This is a genomic window from Saccharopolyspora elongata, assembly GCF_004348985.1.
Lineage (GTDB): Bacteria > Actinomycetota > Actinomycetes > Mycobacteriales > Pseudonocardiaceae > Saccharopolyspora > Saccharopolyspora elongata.
Genome location: NZ_SMKW01000125.1, coordinates 1 through 18,124, shown reverse-complemented (window position 1 = coordinate 18,124; position 18,124 = coordinate 1). Strand labels below are relative to the sequence as shown.

20 protein-coding genes are annotated in these 18,124 nt (G+C 69.9%); 11 read left to right on the top strand and 9 right to left on the bottom strand.

Features of this window, described 5'->3' with window-relative positions; all coding sequences use genetic code 11:
- On the bottom strand, positions 1–76 hold a 76-nt coding region (locus E1288_RS50205), incomplete at its 3' end, for an FAD-dependent monooxygenase (protein WP_328592559.1).
- Between the two features lie 126 nt (positions 77–202).
- On the opposite strand from E1288_RS50205, the gene E1288_RS43265 reads away from it, so the two are divergent.
- The 5 genes from E1288_RS43265 to E1288_RS43245 all read left to right on the top strand — a co-directional run bounded on the left by E1288_RS43265 (position 203) and on the right by E1288_RS43245 (position 5,589).
- The gene (locus E1288_RS43265; RefSeq protein ID WP_207954888.1) at positions 203–766 is read left to right on the top strand and encodes a TetR/AcrR family transcriptional regulator; all 564 of its coding nucleotides are present in this window, start codon (positions 203–205) and stop codon (positions 764–766) included.
- A gap of 459 nt (positions 767–1,225) precedes the next feature.
- Entirely contained in the window at positions 1,226–2,284 is a 1,059-nt protein-coding gene (locus tag E1288_RS43260) for an acyl-CoA dehydrogenase family protein (protein WP_132494722.1), read from the top strand.
- A 2-nt stretch (positions 2,285–2,286) separates the two neighbouring features.
- Entirely contained in the window at positions 2,287–3,453 is a 1,167-nt protein-coding gene (locus E1288_RS43255; protein ID WP_132494720.1) for an acyl-CoA dehydrogenase family protein, read from the top strand.
- 93 nt (positions 3,454–3,546) lie between these two features.
- A complete protein-coding gene (locus E1288_RS43250) occupies positions 3,547–4,176 on the top strand; it encodes a LysE family translocator (RefSeq protein WP_132494718.1) in 630 nt (209 codons plus the stop codon).
- A gap of 327 nt (positions 4,177–4,503) precedes the next feature.
- Positions 4,504–5,589, top strand: a complete 1,086-nt coding sequence (locus tag E1288_RS43245) for a pentapeptide repeat-containing protein (RefSeq protein ID WP_235884222.1) — start codon at positions 4,504–4,506, stop codon at positions 5,587–5,589.
- On the opposite strand, the gene E1288_RS43240 is transcribed toward E1288_RS43245, so the two are convergent.
- The 5 genes from E1288_RS43240 to E1288_RS43215 all read right to left on the bottom strand — a co-directional run bounded on the left by E1288_RS43240 (position 5,558) and on the right by E1288_RS43215 (position 10,267).
- Entirely contained in the window at positions 5,558–5,785 is a 228-nt protein-coding gene (locus E1288_RS43240) for a DUF397 domain-containing protein (protein WP_132494714.1), read from the bottom strand. The genes E1288_RS43245 and E1288_RS43240 overlap by 32 nt on opposite strands.
- Before the next feature lie 24 nt (positions 5,786–5,809).
- Complete coding sequence (locus tag E1288_RS43235) at positions 5,810–6,403, bottom strand: DUF5753 domain-containing protein (protein ID WP_235884221.1); 594 nt, start codon at positions 6,401–6,403, stop codon at positions 5,810–5,812.
- Positions 6,404–6,837: 434 nt separating this feature from the next.
- Positions 6,838–7,044, bottom strand: coding sequence for a YbdD/YjiX family protein (locus E1288_RS43225; RefSeq protein WP_132494712.1), 207 nt, complete (start codon positions 7,042–7,044; stop codon positions 6,838–6,840).
- Positions 7,041–9,200, bottom strand: a complete 2,160-nt coding sequence (locus tag E1288_RS43220) for a carbon starvation CstA family protein (RefSeq protein WP_132494710.1) — start codon at positions 9,198–9,200, stop codon at positions 7,041–7,043. The genes E1288_RS43225 and E1288_RS43220 overlap by 4 nt, the downstream gene beginning before the upstream one ends.
- Positions 9,201–9,442: 242 nt before the next feature.
- Entirely contained in the window at positions 9,443–10,267 is an 825-nt protein-coding gene (locus E1288_RS43215; RefSeq protein ID WP_132494708.1) for an LLM class F420-dependent oxidoreductase, read from the bottom strand.
- A gap of 328 nt (positions 10,268–10,595) precedes the next feature.
- On the opposite strand from E1288_RS43215, the gene E1288_RS43210 reads away from it, so the two are divergent.
- The 3 genes from E1288_RS43210 to E1288_RS43200 all read left to right on the top strand — a co-directional run bounded on the left by E1288_RS43210 (position 10,596) and on the right by E1288_RS43200 (position 12,986).
- Positions 10,596–11,138, top strand: a complete 543-nt coding sequence (locus E1288_RS43210; protein WP_235884220.1) for a SigE family RNA polymerase sigma factor — start codon at positions 10,596–10,598, stop codon at positions 11,136–11,138.
- The gene (locus E1288_RS43205) at positions 11,135–12,163 is read left to right on the top strand and encodes a hypothetical protein (protein WP_132494704.1); all 1,029 of its coding nucleotides are present in this window, start codon (positions 11,135–11,137) and stop codon (positions 12,161–12,163) included. Before E1288_RS43210 ends, E1288_RS43205 begins: the two co-directional genes overlap by 4 nt.
- Before the next feature lie 115 nt (positions 12,164–12,278).
- A complete protein-coding gene (locus tag E1288_RS43200) occupies positions 12,279–12,986 on the top strand; it encodes a hypothetical protein (protein ID WP_207954887.1) in 708 nt (235 codons plus the stop codon).
- An 87-nt stretch (positions 12,987–13,073) separates the two neighbouring features.
- On the opposite strand, the gene E1288_RS43195 is transcribed toward E1288_RS43200, so the two are convergent.
- On the bottom strand, positions 13,074–14,327 hold the full coding sequence (locus E1288_RS43195; protein WP_132494700.1) for a hypothetical protein: 1,254 nt from the start codon (positions 14,325–14,327) through the stop codon (positions 13,074–13,076).
- Positions 14,328–14,738: 411 nt separating this feature from the next.
- Here E1288_RS43195 and E1288_RS43190 point away from each other — a divergent pair, with 411 nt between their 5' ends.
- Together E1288_RS43190 and E1288_RS43185 are read left to right on the top strand one after the other, a co-directional pair.
- A complete protein-coding gene (locus E1288_RS43190; protein ID WP_165968583.1) occupies positions 14,739–15,215 on the top strand; it encodes a DUF3145 domain-containing protein in 477 nt (158 codons plus the stop codon).
- 63 nt (positions 15,216–15,278) lie between these two features.
- Positions 15,279–15,851, top strand: coding sequence for a hypothetical protein (locus E1288_RS43185; protein ID WP_132494698.1), 573 nt, complete (start codon positions 15,279–15,281; stop codon positions 15,849–15,851).
- Positions 15,852–15,866: 15 nt separating this feature from the next.
- Here the strand turns inward: E1288_RS43185 and E1288_RS43180 are convergent, their stop codons facing one another.
- Entirely contained in the window at positions 15,867–16,808 is a 942-nt protein-coding gene (locus E1288_RS43180) for an AraC family transcriptional regulator (RefSeq protein ID WP_132494696.1), read from the bottom strand.
- Positions 16,809–16,888: 80 nt separating this feature from the next.
- Here E1288_RS43180 and E1288_RS43175 point away from each other — a divergent pair, with 80 nt between their 5' ends.
- Complete coding sequence (locus E1288_RS43175; RefSeq protein WP_132494694.1) at positions 16,889–17,719, top strand: NAD(P)H-binding protein; 831 nt, start codon at positions 16,889–16,891, stop codon at positions 17,717–17,719.
- A gap of 67 nt (positions 17,720–17,786) precedes the next feature.
- Here E1288_RS43175 and E1288_RS43170 read toward each other — a convergent pair.
- Positions 17,787–18,124: carboxyl transferase domain-containing protein (locus tag E1288_RS43170; RefSeq protein ID WP_328592558.1), on the bottom strand; the 338-nt coding region annotated here is incomplete at its 5' end.

The window sequence follows — 18,124 nt, the reverse complement described above, 5'->3', positions numbered from 1 at the left end:
TGCCGTGCAGGTGCAGCAGGTGGGACAGCAGAAGCCCGGCGGGGCCGCCGCCGACGATCGCGACCTGGGTGCGCAAGGCGGCTCTCCTTAATCCGGTCCAGTGCTGGACGTTCGGCTTGGTCCCGGGCGGATCGGGATCCTCAGGTGCCAGGATGGCGTGGTGGCGAAGGCACAGCGCGTCGGACGGCCCCGGGATCCAGCGGTGGACACGCGCGCCCTGGAGGCGGCGCGGGCGGTGTACGCCGAGCGCGGCTGGAGCGGCTTCTCGCTCGACGAGGTCGCCCGCCGCTCCGGGATCGGGAAGGGCTCGCTCTACCTGCGCTGGCCGAACAAGGCCGCGCTGCTGGTCGCCGCGGTGCGGGAGCGCACCCGGTTCATCGCCGAGATCGACACCGGCGAGCTGCGCGCCGACCTGGTCGAGTTCGCCCGCGGCTGGATGGAGTACCTGGGCGCCGACGAGGGCGCGCTGACCTCCCGGCTGGGCGTGGACGCTCAGTTCTCGCCGGAGCTCGCCGAGTCGTTGACCGACGACCCGTACCCCGAGCACATCCGGGCGACCCGCGCGATCGTGCGGCGCGGCATCGAGCGCGGCGAACTGCCGCCCGGCGCGTCGGTGGCGCTGATCGCCGACCTGATCGCGGGCGCGGTGTCCAACCACGTCCGCGCCACGCCGCTGCACCTGCGCGGGCAGGTCTGGGCGGAGTCGGCGGGCTACCTGGCCGAGCTGGTCGACACGGTCCTGGCCGGAGTGCACGCCCGGTCCTGAACCCCCGACTGGTTGAAGCCGGTAGAGCGGGGTGTTGGTTTTGAAGCGGCGGAGCCGCTTAGCCCGCCCTTGCAACTCGCACCGCCGCGGGTTCTCAGGGGTCTTCTCGCGAGGACAGCCCCGACGTGGTGAATTGGCATTCATGATGTCGGGGATCCCACAGCGAGAAGGCCTCTGAGGTTCCGCTACCTGCACCGCCACGCAAACCAAGTTTGGCAGCTGACCCTATTGCGGACGGAAGTCGTCGGAAATATGTTCGGGTACGTCGGACTCAGCGCGAAACCAGCGGAGGTTTCGAATGGGCCACTGCCGCGACGACGATCCAGGCCTTCGGTGCCCGGCCGATCGCCCACCTGTGGCGGGACTTCTCGCAGAGCGCACGCGGGAGATCCGCACCGGGTTGCCGGGCAGGGATGACGCCGCGTTGGCCGAACCGACCCGCCCTCCGGGAGCGTCCACATGACCTTCGACTTCACCGACGAGCAGCGCGCGCTGCGCCAGGCGGTCCGCGAGCTGCTCGACGACCACAGCGCGGAACCCGCCGTGCGCGCGGCGGCCGCGAGCGCCACCGGCGTCGATCAGGACCTGTGGAAGCTGCTCGCCGAGCAGTTGGGTCTGGCGGGCCTGGTGGTGCCGGAGGGCTGCGGCGGGGCGGGGGCCGGGCCGGTCGAGCTCGCCATCGTGCTGGAGGAGATGGGCAAGAAGCTGTTCTGCGGCCCGTACCTGTCGAGCTCGGTGCTCGCCGCCACGCTGCTGACCGAACTCTCGTGCGCGGAGTTCCTGCCGGACCTGGCGAGCGGACAACGCACCGCGACGGTCGTGTTCGCGCAGCAGTCGATCGCCGCCGGAGAAGGGCTTTCCGGCGAGCAGCGCTTCGTGCTCGACGGCGCGACAGCCGATCTGCTGCTGGTGGTCGCCGGCGGGCCGCGGGTGTTCGCCGTCGACCCGGCCGCCGGCGGCGTCTCGATCCAGCCGATGTCCACTGTGGATGGGACTCGGCGGCTCGCCGCGATCACCCTCGACGACGTGCCCGCCCGGCCGGTCGGAGACCCCGGCAGCACCGCCGCGGCGGTGGACTGGACGCTGCGCACCGGGGAGGTCGCGCTCGCCGCCGAACAGGCCGGCGGGGCCCGGGCGGCGCTGGACATGGCCGTGGCATACGCCCGGGCCCGGTTCCAGTTCGGCCGCGCCATCGGCAGCTTCCAGGCCATCAAGCACCTGTGCGCCGACCTGCTGGTGGAGGTCGAGTCGGCGTACTCCACCGCCTACGCGGCGGCCTGGGCGCTGGCCGAGCGGAGCCCGGAGGCCACCGCGCTGGCCGCGATGGCGCAGGCCTTCTGCTCCGACGCGTTCGTGCGGGTCGCCGCCGACAACATCCAGATCCACGGCGGGATCGGCTTCACCTGGGAACACCCCGCGCACCTCTACCTGCGCCGAGCCCGCAGCAGTGCCCAGCTGCTCGGCGACGCGGCAACGCACCGCGAGCGCTACCTCTCCGCCATCGTCGATCAGGGGTGACCATGAACATCGACTCGTTGCGCAGCGAAGTGCGGCAGTGGCTCGCCGACCACTGGGACCTGGCGGCCGACCGCGCCGAATGGCTGGCCGCGGTGGTGGATCGCGGCTACGCGGTGCCGCGCTGGTCGCGCGAGGACTTCGGGCTCGGCCTGGACGAGGAATCGGCCGAGGCCGTGGAGGCGGAGTTCCGCCGGGCCGGTGCGCCGGGCAGCGGCCAGGACCGGACCAACCTGTGGGCGAACACTGTCCTGGCGTACGGCAGCGCGGACCTGCGGCAGCGGTTCCTCCGGCCGCTGCTGCTCGGCGAGATCCGGATGTGCCTGCTCTACAGCGAACCCGGCGCCGGGTCCGACCTGGCGGGCCTGCGCACCACCGCGGTCCCGGACGGCGATTCCTACCGGGTCGACGGGCAGAAGGTGTGGACGTCCAACGCGGCCGAGGCCGACTACGGCATGCTCATCGCCCGCACCGACCCGGAGGTGCCGAAGCACCGCGGCATCAGCTTCTTCTTCCTGCCGATGGACCAGCCGGGCGTGACGGTGCGGCCGCTGCGGCAGATGACGGGGGAGGCGCACTTCAACGAGGTCTTCCTCACCGATGCCCGGGTTCCGGCGGCGAACATGCTCGGCGAACCCGGCCAGGGCTGGCGGGTGCTGCAGACCGCGCTGGCCTACGAGCGGGTGGTGCTCGCGGAGTCCAACCGAGGCGCCAGCACGCGGCATGCGAAGAAGGACGGCGGGGAGGTCGACCTGATCGAGCTGGCCCGCAGGCACGGGCGGCTCGACGATCCCGTGGTGCGCCAGGACATCGCGCGGGTGCTGACGCTGCGGGCGGCGAACCGCTGGAACAACCAGCGCGCGCAGGCCGAGCTGGAGCAGGGCACCTCGTCGTCGCTGGCATCGCTGGGGAAGCTGCTGATGTCGCGGCTGCTGCACGAGACCGGTCGGGTGCAGACGGCGATCGTCGGCGCGGAGGCGATGCTGGAGGGCGCCGACCACCCCGACGGCGACGACGCGAACTTCGCCGCGATGAACGCCTACTTCACCTCGATCGGTGGCGGCACGGACCAGATCCAGCGCAACATCATCGGCGAACGAATCCTCCGCCTGCCCAAGGAACCGGATCGGTTCAGGGACGTACCCTTCCGGGAGATTCCCAAATCAGGCTGATCGCGGTCGCGGTCATGCGCGAGAGGACTTCCCAACTGACTCGGACTCCACTTCCCCGGCCCCGGTCGCACCGCGTTCGGATCGGGGGCTGAAATGGATCTCGGAATCGTGCTGGCGTTCATCGGTGCCGCGGCGGTGATCTCGCTGGTGCCCGGCCCGGACATGATGTTCATCCTGGCCAACGGCCTTTCCTCGGGGCCGCGCGGTGGCGTCGTCGCGGCCCTGGGCATGTCCAGCGGCATCGTCGTGCACACGGTCGGGGCCGCGCTCGGGCTGACGGCGATGTTCCAGGCGGTGCCCGCGGCGCTGGAGGTCGTGCGGATCGCCGGTGTCGTCTTCCTGGTGTACCTGGCGGTCCAGTCGTGGCGGGCGTCGGCGGTGCCGGAAGTGCAGGCGGCACCGGCGAGGTCGCTGCGGCGCATCTACGCGCTGGCGGTGCTGACGAACGTGTCGAACCCCAAGGTGATCCTGTTCTACCTGGCGTTCGTCCCGCAGTTCATCAGCACGCAGGCGGACTGGCCGATCTCGGTGCAGCTGCTGGCCCTCGGCGGGCTGCTGGTCGTGGTGGGCATCAGCGTTGACGCCTCGGTGGGCCTCGCCTCGGGCTGGCTGTCGAACGTCCTGCTCCGCCGCCGGGCGATCCAGCGCTGGCTGGACCGAACGGCGGCCGTGGTCTTCGGAGCCCTGGCCCTACGCATGACGACCGAAGACCTGAGGTCCTGACGCGCTGGCCCTGGTCGCGGCCACGGTGGGGTGGTGTTCGGAGCCGAAGGCACGGTCTTGAGGTTCGTAGCGATGAACCGCTGGACGAGACCAACAGACCCGTGAGCACTTTGTGTTGCTATAGCAGCACAAAGTACTCACGACACCTGACCAGCCACAACGGCAGCAGCAGAACTCCCGCTCCGGCAGGAGATTTCGAAACCTCCCCGCACATCGCAGTGCGGCCGGGATGATGTCCTCGTGATCAACCGTGCGACGCCGCCCCGAACTCCGGCACTGCGAGTTCTGTCTCCCCGCGCCATTTGGGGCGGTGGCGCGTTGCTGCTGGTGATCGGGCTGGCCGCAGGCTGGATCCTGCTCGGCACGGTCGGCAGCGAGAGCCCGCAGGACCGAGCTCGACTCGAGGTCGTCCGCACCACGATCAGCATCGTCGCGGGTGTCGGCGGTGCGACCGCTCTCCTCCTCGCAGCCAGGCGTCAGCGGACGAACGAACTCGCGCTGCTGGAGACCAAGCACGACGCGGCGGAGCGGCGAACTACTGAGCTTTACAGCGCCGCCATCGAACAGCTCGGCGCGGACAAGGCCGCGGTACGCCTCGGCGGCCTTTACGCTCTGGAACGACTTGCGCAGGACAACCTCGAGCACCGGCAGACGATCGTCGAAGTGATGTGCGCCTATTTGCGCATGCCATTGCCCGAAGTCGACGAAGCTGCGCCGGTAGAGGGCCTGGAACTGGCGAAGTTGAAACAAGCGATATCCGAAGAACGACGCGTGCGCCATGCCGCCCAGCACATCCTGTGCAGCCACCTCCGCCCTGGCAAGGACGGCTCCGAGCCGGCCAACAGCAAGTTCTGGCCGGACACGGATCTCTATCTGGCTGGTGCGGTGCTGCGCCACTTGAACTTCAGCGGCTGCCACGTCCGTTCAGCGGTGTTCAGCAACGCCACCCTGGAAGGCTCGGCGATGTTAGTGGGCGCGGTTTTCGACGAAGCGGCGAACTTCGTCGGCGCCAGCATGGACCATGCCGTGCTGCACGGCGCAACGTTCCGAGGCCCTGCGATGTTCAGCAGCGCCAGCATCATGGACGCGCTGTTCACAGACGTTCGCTTCGCCGGCCCGGCAAGGTTCGACAACGCCCGCCTCGACGACACCGACTTCAGCGGAGCGCGGTTCGAAGGCGTCGCCCTGTTCGAGAATGCCACCACCGAAGACACCAACTTCGATCAGGCAGTCTTCACCGGTTCGGCGCCCGAGAGCACGGCAGCCCGTGATGGCAGGTACGCGTGGGTGCTGTTGCAGATCGTGAGTACTTTGTGTCGCGATAGCAACACAAAGTACTCACGACACCTGACCGGCCTCCCAGCAGGATTCCAGCGCGCGATCAGCCGAGGCAGTCGAGCTCGTTGTCCTTGAGGCGTTTCATCAAGGAGTCGACCTGGGTGCGGGTGAAGAGCAGGAACCCGGCATCGGGATTCTTGCTGTCGCGGAAGGCGACTCGGCCGTCGGCCACCGTCGCAACCTCGACGCAGTTGCCGCCCCCGACACCACCGCCACCTGAGTAGCTGCTCTTGCGCCAGTTTTCAGGACGTAACGCACTCTGCTCGATCATCTTCGCGCCCTCCTTGACCGAAGGTCACCCGTAGCTCTCAGCGGCTTCGGCAAGCTTGTTCACCGAGTCGACTTGCGACAGCGACTGCTCGGTGAGGATACCGAAACGGAGTGTGTAGGTACGGACGAGTTCTCGATCCTCGATGTAGACCGCACGACCCGGGCCTTCTGAGTATCCCACGTCAGGAATCGGATCAGGCAGCGTCAGGATCGAGAACGGCCCTTCCAAGGCTGGACTCGCGCCGACCATCCTGGGCAAGATCTGCACCGTGATGTTGGGTTCTTCCGCCGCTTCGGCGAGAAAACGAAGTTGATTGCGCATCACCCGCGGCGTGCCGACCGGCCGTTGCAGCAGTCCTTCGTCGAGAATCACGTGCAGCTTCGGCGGTTCGGCCCTCCGAAGGATCTGCTGCCGGGCGAGACGAGCCGCGACTCGTCGCTCGACTTCGTCCTCGGTGATATCGGGGTTGATCCCCCGGATCAAGGCGTGTGCGTAGTCAGCGGTTTGCAGAAGCCCCGGTACTAGGAGGGTTTCGAAGCTCCGCGACGCGACGAGCGCAACTTCCAGGTTCAGGAAAGCATGGAAGTCCTCGGGCAGGTTCTTCCGGAGATCGACCATCCAGCCACGTTCGTGCGCGGTGCTGGCCAGATCGGCGAGCCAAGATCGCGTTGTCGAGCCATCCGCTCGACATGCTCATCGCTGATCCATCGGAAAAGTCTCCGATGTGCAGTGCGGAGCAGTTCGCCGAGCTTGCGGACGTTCTGGTCGCTGACGCAGCGCCTCGGTTGTTCGCAGTGCTTCAGGAATACGGCGAACGTGTTGATGTGCGCATCGCGGCGTGGGGACATGGCGTTCGGGGAGCGGGCCGAGGTCATCAGCACTAACCGCAGTCTTCGCATGAGCGTGGCGTCGGCAGAGGAAGCCCGGCGTGCCTTCAGCTGGGGCAGTCATATCTCCGGCCGTGTGGTCTGGGCGAGTCCGTCGGCGATCGGGGAATGAGTGAAGGGCACGTTCACCGGGTTGCTCGGCGAACGTGCCCTTCGCGTTTCTGGTCAGCAGCAGCGGGAGCCGGGAGTCGCGTCCTGGCGGTCGACGTGGCGTCGCCAGAACTCCCGCTCCGGCAGTGGTTGCTCGTCCGGGTGGTTCCGGCGATGGTGCTCCAGGTAGCGCTCGTAGGCGTTCTCGCCGACCACGCCGCGCACGATCTGCCAGGCCGTGCGAGCGGACTCGCGCAGCCTGGCCACGATCGTGCCGGTCATGTGCCCGCCCCGGCCTTCTCGACCCCCGGCGTCCCGGCCGTCTCCAGCTCCTTCTGGATCCGCCGTTCTTCGGCCGTCGGGATCAGCCCGGACGGGGCGAACAGCTTCGACTCCACGTGCGGGACTTCGGTGTCCGGCAGCGGCGCGCCGGCTCGCAGCGCCTTGATCCACACCCGGACCGCATCCAGCAGCACGATCACGATCAGCAGGGCGAACAGGATGCTCAGCACTCCGTCCACAGTGGAGTTGACCAAGACCTTCTGCATCTCCTCGACCGTGTGCGCCGAGCCCTTGCTGGTCTGGCCCGCGTCCAGCGCCGCCTGGTACGCCGCGCGCTGCGCGAAGAAGCCGATCTTGGGATCGGCGGAGAAGATCTTCTGCCAGCTCGCGACCAGCGTCACCGCCGCGTCCCACGCCAGCGGGATCACCGTCACCCATGCGTACTTCGCCCGGCCCGTCTTGATCAGGATCGTGGTGGCCACCGCCAGCGCCACCGCCGCCAGCAGCTGGTTCGCGATGCCGAACAGCGGGAACAGCTGGTTGATGCCGCCCAGCGGGTCGTTCACCCCGGCCCACAGGAAGTAGCCCCAGGAGCCGACGATCACGGCGCTGGCGATCCAGTTGCCCGGCTTCCAGCTGACGTCGCCGAAGCGCTTCCAGACGTTGCCCACGGTGTCCTGCAGCATGAACCGGCCCACCCGGGTTCCGGCGTCCACAGTGGTCAGGATGAACAGCGCCTCGAACATCACCGCGAAGTGGTACCAGAACGCCTTCATCGCGTCACCGCCGATGACCTGCGAGAACACCTCGGAAAGGCCGACGGCCAGGGTCGGTGCGCCGCCGCTGCGGCCGACCAGCGTGCTCTCGTCCACCGCCGCCGCGGCCGCCGCCAGCTCCTCCGGGGAGATCTGGAAGCCGACCCCGGCGACCGCCTGCGACGCCGACTGCAGAGTGTCACCGAGCACCGAAGCCGGCATGTTCATCGCGTAGAACAGGCCCGGCTCGATGATGCACGCCGCGGCCAGCGCCATGATCGCCACGAACGACTCGGTGAGCATTCCGCCGTAGCCGATGACCCGGACCTGCGATTCCTTCTCCAGCAGCTTCGGCGTGGTGCCCGAGGCCACCAGCGCGTGGAAGCCGGACAGCGCACCGCAGGCGATCGTGATGAACACGAACGGGAACAGCGAGCCGGCGAACACCGGACCCTGCCCGTTGAGCGCGAACTCGGTGATCGCCTCGGTCTTCATCATCGGCATCGCGATCAGGATCGACACCGCGAGCAGCACGATGACGCCGACCTTCATGAAGGTGCTCAGGTAGTCGCGCGGCGCCAGCAGCATCCACACCGGCAGCACCGAGGCGATGAACCCGTACGCGATCAGCGCGAAGGTCAGCTGGTTGCCGGTGAGCGTGAACATCCCGGCCAGCGCCGAATCGGCGACCCAGCTGCCGGCCACGATGCTCAGCAGCAGCAGCGCCACGCCGATCACCGAGACCTCGACGATCTTGCCCGGGCGCAGGTAGCGCAGGTAGAAGCCCATGAACAGGGCGATCGGGATCGTCATGCCGATCGAGAAGGTGCCCCACGGGGAACCCTTCAGCGCGCCGACCACGACCAGCGCCAGCACGGCCAGCAGGATGATCATGATGGCCAGCACGGCGATCAGCGCCGCGATGCCGCCGATCGGACCGATCTCCTCGCGGGCCATCTGCCCGAGGCTGCGGCCGTCGCGCCGGGTGGAGAAGAACAGCACCACGATGTCCTGCACCGCGCCCGCGAAGATGACGCCGACGATGATCCAGATGGTGCCCGGCAGGTAGCCCATTTGCGCGGCCAGCACCGGGCCGACCAGCGGGCCGGCCCCGGCGATCGCCGCGAAGTGGTGGCCGAAGAGCACGCGCCGGTCGGTCGGCTGGAAGTCGGTGCCGTTGTTGAGCCGCTCCGCGGGCGTCGCGCGGGTGTCGTCGACCTTCAGCACCCGGTAGGCGATGAACCGGGCGTAGAAGCGGTAACCGATGGCGTACGAGGCGAGCGCCGCGAACACCAGCCAGGCCGCGGAGATCTCCTCGCCGCGGAACAGCGCGATGATGCCCCACGAAATCGCGCCGACGACCGCCACCAACGTCCAGATGGCGATTTCCTTGGGACTCATCCTGCGTTTCCGAGCCGCCCCACCGCTCGGCGCTGTTTTCGTAGCCACCGTCCCCGGACTCCATTCCCGCGTATGCGCTGTGCAACACGACTGGGCACAGCAGACACGAGGATCTGTGCGCATGTCCCGAATGTCCAGCCCGATGCATGGAAGTAACCAGGATGTAAGCCACGCCTGGTAATCGCGAGACGAGGACCCGTGAACACCGCTGGCCCGCCGCGGTGGTCCGGCGGAATCGCCGATCAGCCCTGGCGTTCGGCGAGTTCCGCCAGTGCGTCGAGCCGGCGCAGCGATTCGTCGCGCTGGTGGGTCGGCAGCAGGAACAGCGCGCGGTCCACCCCGGCCGCCGCGTAGGACTCCAGGACCGCCGGATCGCGCGGCGCCGCGAAGACCGAGACCGGCACCCGCCAGCCCGCCCGGTCGCGCACCTTCGGCACCAGGTCACCGAGGTTCTCGGTGCCGCCGCGCGGCAACCAGCCGCCGCCGTACTCGGCGACCCGCGCGATGGCCCGCTCGCCCTCCCCACCGACGTAGATCGGCGGGTGCGGCTGCTGCACCGGCTTCGGCCACGCGTAGATCGGGTCGAAGTCGACGTGCTCGCCGTGGAACTCGGCCGCCTCCTTCGTCCAGATCTCCCGCATCGCCCGGATCCGCTCGTCCATCAGCGCGCCGCGGGTCGCCGGATCCGTGCCGTGGTTGCGCATTTCCTCCCGGTTCCAGCCCGCCCCGATGCCGAAGATGACGCGTCCGCCGGACACCAGGTCGAGGCTCGCGACCTCCTTGGCGGTGGTGATCGGATCGCGCTCGATGATCAGCGAGATGCCGGTGGCCACCAGCAGGCGCTCGGTGACCGCCGCGATCGCGGTGAGCGAGACGAACGGATCCAGCGTGCGGTAATAGACGCGGGGCAGGTCGCCGCCGCCCGGATAGGGCGATTCCCGGCTCGCCGGGATGTGCGTGTGCTCGGGCGCGAAGAGCGAGTCGAACCCGCGCTCCTCGACGGCCCTGCCCAGTTCCGCCGGGCCGATCCCCTCATCGGTGATGAACGTGGTGATCCCGAACTTCATCAGCGCCTCCTAGAGCTGCGCCCGGCAAGGTCGCCCGGCCGGCCGGCGGTTCGGCGCCGCGCGGCACCACAGGCCTACCGCGCCGGTTGGCGACCGGCAAGAGCTCCCAACACCCGAACGGTGCTTACCCCGGTCGCGCGGGGCGGTAGTGCAGTGGGGCTGACCGGGCATGATCCATCTGGCGGCAGGGCTGGCAGAAGCCGCCACGAGATCATCATCGGCGGACCCGCCGGTAAACTTCGCCGCCGTTGGGTGCAGCCGATTGATTACAAGTGAAACCCGGCCGCAACCAAGGAGGGGGGCTTGGGCGTCGTGCAGATATGTGACGGTGTCGATCGCATTGCCCGTGACCGCCTGGCCGGGCGACGGGCTGGCGGCAATGGATGAACTGACGAGCAAGCTGACCGACCTCTACCAGGAGCATTACCGGCAACTGCTGCGCATCGCGATCTTGCTGGTGGACGACCGCGCCACCGCGGAGGACATCGTGCAGGACGCCTACGTGCGGGTCTTCGACTCCCGTTCGCGGCTGCGCGATCCGGACAAGGCGCTGGCGTTCCTCCGGCAGGCGGTGCTCAACCGGGCCCGCTCGATGCTGCGGCGACGGCTGATCGCCAAGAAGTACCAGCCGAAGCTCGCCGTCGAGGACCGCCAGCCCGACGACACGGGCCGCGGGGTCGATCGCGCGGTGCTGGCCGCGGCGCTGACCAAGCTGCCGCGCCGGCAGCGGGAGGCCGTGGTGCTGCGCTACTACGCCGATCTCAGCGAGGCTCGAACCGCGGAGGTCATGGGCTGCAGCCAGGGCGCGGTGAAGTCGTACTGCTCGCGTGGCGTCTCACGACTGTCGGATCTGCTGGGGGAGCGGGTGTGAAGGACGGGAACAGCACACGGGAAGTGGACCTGCTGCGGGCGCAGCTGCACCAGCTGGTCGAAGACGTCGAGCCCAGCCCCGACGCGCTGCCGCGGCTGCTGGCCGGCGTGCGCCGCCGGAGATCGCCGCGCCGCCCGCTGATCGTGCTGGTCGGCGCGGCGGCGGTTGCGGCGGCCGCATTCGTCGTGGCCATGTTCGCGCTTCCGGGCCAGCACGACCCGGAACCCATCAGCGTCCGGCCGGACAGCTACCTGGCCTCACCGGAGCCGGGTGTGATCGCCGCCTTCGACGTGCTGTCGGGCCGGGAGGACCGGGAGGTCGCCCGCGTCGACGGCGCTGCCCCCGGCGTGCTCGCCGCCGACGGCGACCGGATCTACACCATTGCGTCCACAGTGGATGGACGCCGGGTCGTCGAGGTGACCCCGCAGGGCGGGCAGCGGGTGCTGCCCGGAGAGGTCGGCGACGGCCGGCTGCTGGCCGCGGGCGGCGGGCGCGTCGCCTACCTGGACGGGAACGCCGTGGTGGTCGTGCGCGGCGAGAACCGGCAGACCATCGCGATCCCGCCCGGGCTGCGGGTGCACGACCTGGCGCTGGCCGACGACGGCCGGCTCGCCGTCCTGGCCGGGGAACAGGGCAGCCGCCAGGCCGCGGTGCTGCTGCTCGCGCCGGACGCGAACTCGCTGGCCGGCCACGTCGAGGCGGCGCCGGACGCGCCGTGCGGGCCGGTGGCGATCGCCTGGTCCGGGTCCGACGTCGCGGCACTGGAACCGGTGGACTGCGACGGCGGGCAGGCCCGGGTGGCCACCTTCGCGGCGGACACCGGGCGGAAGATCGGCGCCGGGGTGCCGTTCCGGACGCCGCTGCTGACCGCGGGCGAGGCGCGGCTGTCCGCGGACCCGCTGGGCCGCTTCCTGGTTTCCACGGGGAAGCAGGGGCAGTGGCTGGTGGACGGTTCGGTGATCCGCCCGATCCCGCCCGCCTGCTCCGGCGCCGGTGAGTGCGCGCCGGACCCAGGCACGTTCTGAATCCGATCACGCTCCGCAGTGCGGACACGCCCCTGATCTGATCAATGCCGGGCTTGATCATCACAACGGCCGGACGATCGGCAGCGGCTTTCCGACGCCGAGGACAGGGGTGGACGTGCAGGCGCAACCACGGGAACTGCTGCGGTTGTACCGGGCCGCGCTGGATCGGCCGAGGTGGCAGCGGGTGCTCGCGTTCGCGGTGTCGCTGTGGACGCTGGCCTGGATCATCGGCCAGTTCGTCACGCCGGAGGACGGCCCGACCGCGCTCGACGTGCTGGGCAGGCTCGCCGCGCGGCTCGGTCTCACCGGCGGCGAGTGGGCCGAGCGCATCACCGAAACCTGGCAGAGCAGCGGCGGCGGGTTCGCGCTGCTGGGCGGCCTGCTGTGGGCGGCGACGACCGAGCGCGGCCAGCTGCCGGCGCTGCTCGGCTGGATCGCGGTGATGCTCGGCGCGGAACGGCTCGGCTACCAGCCGGCGGTCCTGCTGGCGGTGGGGACCATGGTGGGCTTCGTGCTCGTGCTGTGGCTGGCGGCGCTGACCAGCGACCGGTTCGTCGATCGGCGGACCACGCTGCTGCCGCGCGACGTGCTGCGCGCGGGCGTCACCGCCGCGGCGCTGTCGGCCGTCGTCCCGCTGTACGCACCGGCGTCGTTCCTGGCCCGCCTGGGAAACCCGTACCTGACCAAGGCCCCGCGGATCCTCTCCGCGGACCGAGCCCCGGCCCACGGCGGCTGGTCCAGGATCCCGGAACAGGCCAAACCGGCCGAAGCCCGCGAAACCCAAGCCCGCGAAACCCAAGCCCGCGAACCGAAGCAGTCGTGACCGAACCCCCGCTCCTACCGCAATTTCAATGGAAATCGAACCTTCGATTTCAATGGAAATTGCGGCGGAACGGGACGGGTCGGTGGGTCAGGGCTGGGGCGTGAGGCGGAGGCCGCGTTCGGCCAGCGCGCGAAGGCCCACGTCGTCCGGGTTGGAAGTCCGGCCCCGCCACGCGGTTTGCACGATCCGTACCTGGTTGCCGTTCTGCTGCACGGCCTGCGCGGCGTTGTCGAACCCGTCGGGCCCGCCGGGCCAGCCCAAGCCGTCGGCGATCAGGTCCGTGACGCCGCCGGTGCCCGCGGTGTCGGCGACTTCCCGCAGCTCGCGCGCAGATTGCTCGTCGGGCAGTTCGACGATGGCCACCGAGACCGCGGCCGGTCGCCCCGACACCTGGGTGTCGAACACCGCGCGGATCAGGCCCCGGCACGGCCGCTGCTCGAACCAGCGCTGCACGTCGCCGAACGAATGCCGGTCGCAGGAGGCGTCGCGAGCGGCCACCCGCTGCGTGAACTCGATTCCGTCGGCCCGCTGGACGGGCGGGGTCCGCGGCGGCGGGCTGGCGGCGGGCCGGCCGAGCGTCAACCACGTCCCGAGGACGCCGAAGACCAGCACCAGCGCCGCGGCTGCCGCGATCAGCTTGCCGCGCGGCGTCAATCGCCGCGCCGCCCCGCCGGCCGCGGGCCGGTCGGTGTACTTCGGGATCAGCATGGTGTCCGCGGTGGCCAGATCGGTGGCCCCGGACTCCGGGAAGCCCTCGGCGATCAGCTCGGCCGGGCCGAGCTCGCAGCTCTCGTCGAGCACCCGCAGCAACCGCTGGACGGGTTCGACCGGGCAAGGCCGTTCGTAGGTGGCCAGCTCGCGGGCGGCGGCGAGGATCGCGGTCGTGTTCGGCGACACCACCCGCACCCCGCGGTGCAGGTCGGTGGTGGGCTGCGTGACCTTCCCGGCATACGGGCCGACCACCACGACCGCGGCCACCGGCAGCGGCTCCAGCCCGCGCGACTGCAGGCTGCGGGCCAGCGCGGCGGCCGATTCGAGACCTTCCAGCCCGGGATTGACCGCGCCTTCGGTGCGCACCAGCGGCCAGCCGTCGATCGTCCAGGGGGTCTGCAACGGCGCGTCGACCTTCAGCGCGGGTTCGGGGAGGTCGACCCCGAGCACCACGACCACCCCGCGCGGCAGCACGATCACCGCGTCCAGCGGCCGGGGACTGCCGGGCGGGCGGCAACCGAACACCGCGACCCCGCCCAGCACCGAACAACCGGCGCCCCACGCGGAAATGGCCGCCCGGATGTCGGCGCCGACCTGGGTCGGTTCCGCACCGAGCCGCACCAGTCGCATGACGACCTCCAAGATCCGGTGGGGACCGCACGTTCGAGCAGAGACGTTAGTCGGGGCGTCCGAGTATTGTCGCGGGGTTTCGACTTTCGTCCGATCGAGTGGTGTCCACCACTCGTCCGCCGCTATCGCGTTGGTGCTTTCGAGCTAGCGCGAAAACCCGGGACAACGCCCCGGATCTGCGATTTCCGCTATTCGGGGCAGTCGTCGCCGGGCCGGTCCGGCTTCGCCGCGCGCCCGCGGGCCCGCGCCGAATGCCGTCGTTCTGGTGGCGGAGCGCTCCGCCCGCAATGCAGAATGGCGCCGCACCTGTTGATCGCCAAGTACGCGAGGTCGTAGGGGAAGACGTCCCTCGTCGAACAGCGGAGGTCAGCAGTGAGCACCCGTGGCAGCGACCGTGGCCACACCATTGGTGTGGTCTACGTTCACTCGTCGCCGTCTGCGGTCTGCCCGCACGTCGAGTGGGCGATCTCTGGCGCACTCGGCATTCGGACAGAACTCCGCTGGACGGCACAACCGGCAGCACCAGGGCAACTCCGCGCGGAGTGCAACTGGTCGGGCGAGCCGGGCACCGGCGCACGCTTGGTCACGGCGCTGCGCGCGTGGCCGATGCTGCGCTTCGAAGTCACCGAAGACCCCAGTCCCGGGGTGGACGGGCAGCGGTTCTGCCATGCGCCCGGCCTGGGCCTGTGGCGGGCCTGCACCAGCGCCAACGGCGACATCATGGTGAGCGAGGACCAGCTGCGGACGCTCGCGGCCAACGCCAAGGGCCCGGAGGCCTTCGGCCACCGCGTGGACCAGTTGCTCGGCGCCGCCTGGGATGACGCCCTCGAACCGTTCCGCCGCGCCGGCGACGGTGCTCCGGTGACCTGGCTGCACCGGGTGGGCTGACTCGCGCGGGCCTTTCTGCCGGAACCCGTGATCGCTTCGGTGGCGGTGTGAAAAGCTTGGGGCGTGCGTTCCTGGCTGAAATGGGGCATTCCGCTCGCGATCGTCGTGCTGCTGGGCGCGGCAGGCGGTGGTGTGCTGCTGTCGCAGTACGTCTACCGCGATACGCCCGCCGACCAGCTCTCCAACACTACGACGGAGCCTGGCAGCGGGATGACGTCGACGCTGGGCATCGTCTACACCCCCGACGCCGCGGCTCATCCCGACCTGCCGACCGTGCAGGACCTGCTGGACAACCACTTCCGCTCCATCAACGACAAGAACTACGACCGGTGGAAGTCCACAGTGGTCCGCTCGAAGTGGCTGGAGCTGCCGAAGGACAAGTGGATGGCCAACTACGACACCACCCGCGACTTCGACTGGACGGTGCACCGGATCGATCCGGGACCGGACGGCTCGCTGCTGGTGATGCTGACCTTCCGGAGCAACCAGGCGCTGGAGGATGCGCCGGCGCAGGCCAAGTCGACGTGCGTGACCTGGAACGTGGTCTACCCGCTGGTCCTGGACGAAATGCGCCAGGGGCTGCGGCTGGACACCAGCAAGCTGCCGAACAGCGCGCTGTTCAAGCCCTGCGAGTGATGACCTCGCCCGCGATCACACCGCGGCCTCGGCGCGACGGTGCTCCTGCGGGCTGACATCGAACTGCCGCTTGAACGCGTTGCTGAGCGCGAAGGCGCTGCCGTAGCCGACCTGGTGGGCGACCGAGGCGATCGTCGCGTCGGACTCCCGCAGCAGATCTGCAGCCATCGCGAGCCGCCACCCGGTCAGGTACTTCATCGGCGGCTCGCCGACCAGATCGGTGAACCGGCGGGCCAACCCCGCCCGCGACACGCCGGATCGCGTGGCCAGCGATCCCACCGTCCACGGGAACGCCGGGTCGTGGTGCAGCAGTTGCAGGGCCCGGCCGACCACCGGGTCGCGGTGCGCCTGGTACCAGGCCGGGGCTTGTGCGTCGGGGCTGGCGAACCACGCCCGCAGGCTCGCGATGAGCAGCAGGTCGAGCAGCCGGTCCAGCACCGCTTCCTGGCCAGGTGAACCCTTGCCGATCTCCGCGGCCAGCAGCTCCACGAGCGGAGAATCCAGCGAGCCCTGCCGGACCACGACCAGCGCGGGCAGCGCGGCGAGCAGGCGGCTGCTGATCTCGCCAGTGACCTGGTAGGTGCCGATCAGCATGTTCATCGACGCGCCCAGGTCCGTGCCCCAGGTGCGCACGCCGACGTCGGTGAGGTCTCGCAGCGGTTCGCCGGACGGTGTGCTGCAGCCCTGCCCGGGGTGCACGACGACCTGCCACGGGGTGCCCGGCTCGTCGGCGACCGTGTAGGCGTCGGGGCCCCTGGCGATCGCGATGTCGCCGGGTTCGAGCCGCACCGGGTCACCGGCGTCCGGCACTGCCCAAGCCGATCCGCGCACCAGGGCCATCAGGGTCAGCGGCGCCCGGTCCTGGATCCGCAGCGACCACGGCGGATCCAGGACCGCCCGGAGCAGGAAAGCCCCGCGTGCTCGCGGGCCGTCCAGCAGGTTCACGAGTGCGTCCACGAGTCGATCTTAGACGCTGGATTATGGAATCGAGCCAATGAACTATAGGAAGTCTCGGAACTTGCCGCTTGGCTAGAGACATGACGAACAAGGCGCAGAAAACAGCACTCGTCCTCGGTGGCACCGGCCGGACCGGCCGCCGGGTGGCCGCGGGACTCGCGGCCAAGGGCATTCCGGTGCGCATCGGGTCGCGTTCGGCGACGCCGAGGTTCGACTGGGAGGACCGCAGCACGTGGGAGCCGGTGCTGAGCGACGTCGAATCGGCCTACGTGAGCTTCCAGCCGGATCTGGCGATCCCGGGGGCCGCCGAGGCGGTCGGCTCGTTCGCCGAGTTGGCGGTGCGCAACGGCGTCCGGCGCTTGGTGCTGCTGTCCGGCCGCGGGGAAGTCGGCTCGCAGCGCGCCGAGCAAGCGGTGCAGGAATCCGGTGCGGAGTGGACGGTGGTGCGCGCGAGCTGGTTCCACCAGAACTTCAGCGAGGACTTCCTAGTGGAGTCCGTGCGGGCCGGCGAGGTCGTCCTGCCGGTCGACGGAGTGGCCGAACCGTTCGTCGACGCCGAGGACATCGCCGAGGTCGCGGTGGCGGTGCTGACCGAGGACGGCCACGCCGGTAAGGTGTACGAGGTGACCGGCCCGCGGCTGATCACCTTCGCCGAAGCGATCGGCGAGATCGCCGCGGCGACCGGCCGGGAGATCGAGTACTTGCCGGTGACGGTCGAGCAGTTCTCCGCTGGGATGGTCGAGCAGGGCGTCCCGGCCGAGGTCGTGGCGATGCTGGGCCACCTGTTCACCGAGGTGCTCGACGGTCGCAACGCCCACCTCGCCGACGGCGTGCGGCGGGCGCTGGGGCGCGAGCCCCGCGACTTCCGGGACTACGCGAAGCGGACCGCTCCCACCGGGGTGTGGTCATAGGTCTACAAAGGACGAAAGAGGGACACCTCCAGTGCGGAGGTGGCCCTCTTTCGTCTGGTTCAGCAGGTCACAGGGGGATGTTGCCGTGGGAGCCGCGTCCGGCCGGGGCTGCGGCGAGCGCTTCGGCGATGCGGCGGCGGGTGGTCTTGGGGTCGATGACCTCGTCGACCACGCCGATCGACATCGCCCGGCCGACGCCGCCGGCCACGCGTTCGTGCTCCTCGATGAGCTTGTCCTGCAGGGCCTCGCGCTCTTCCTCGGGCGCGGCGGCGAGCGTTTTGCGGTGCAGGACGCCGACCGCGGCCTTGGCGCCCATCACCGCGACCTCGGCCTCCGGCCAGGCGAACACGGTGGTCGCGCCCAGCGCGCGGGAGTTCATCGCGATGTACGCGCCGCCGTAGGACT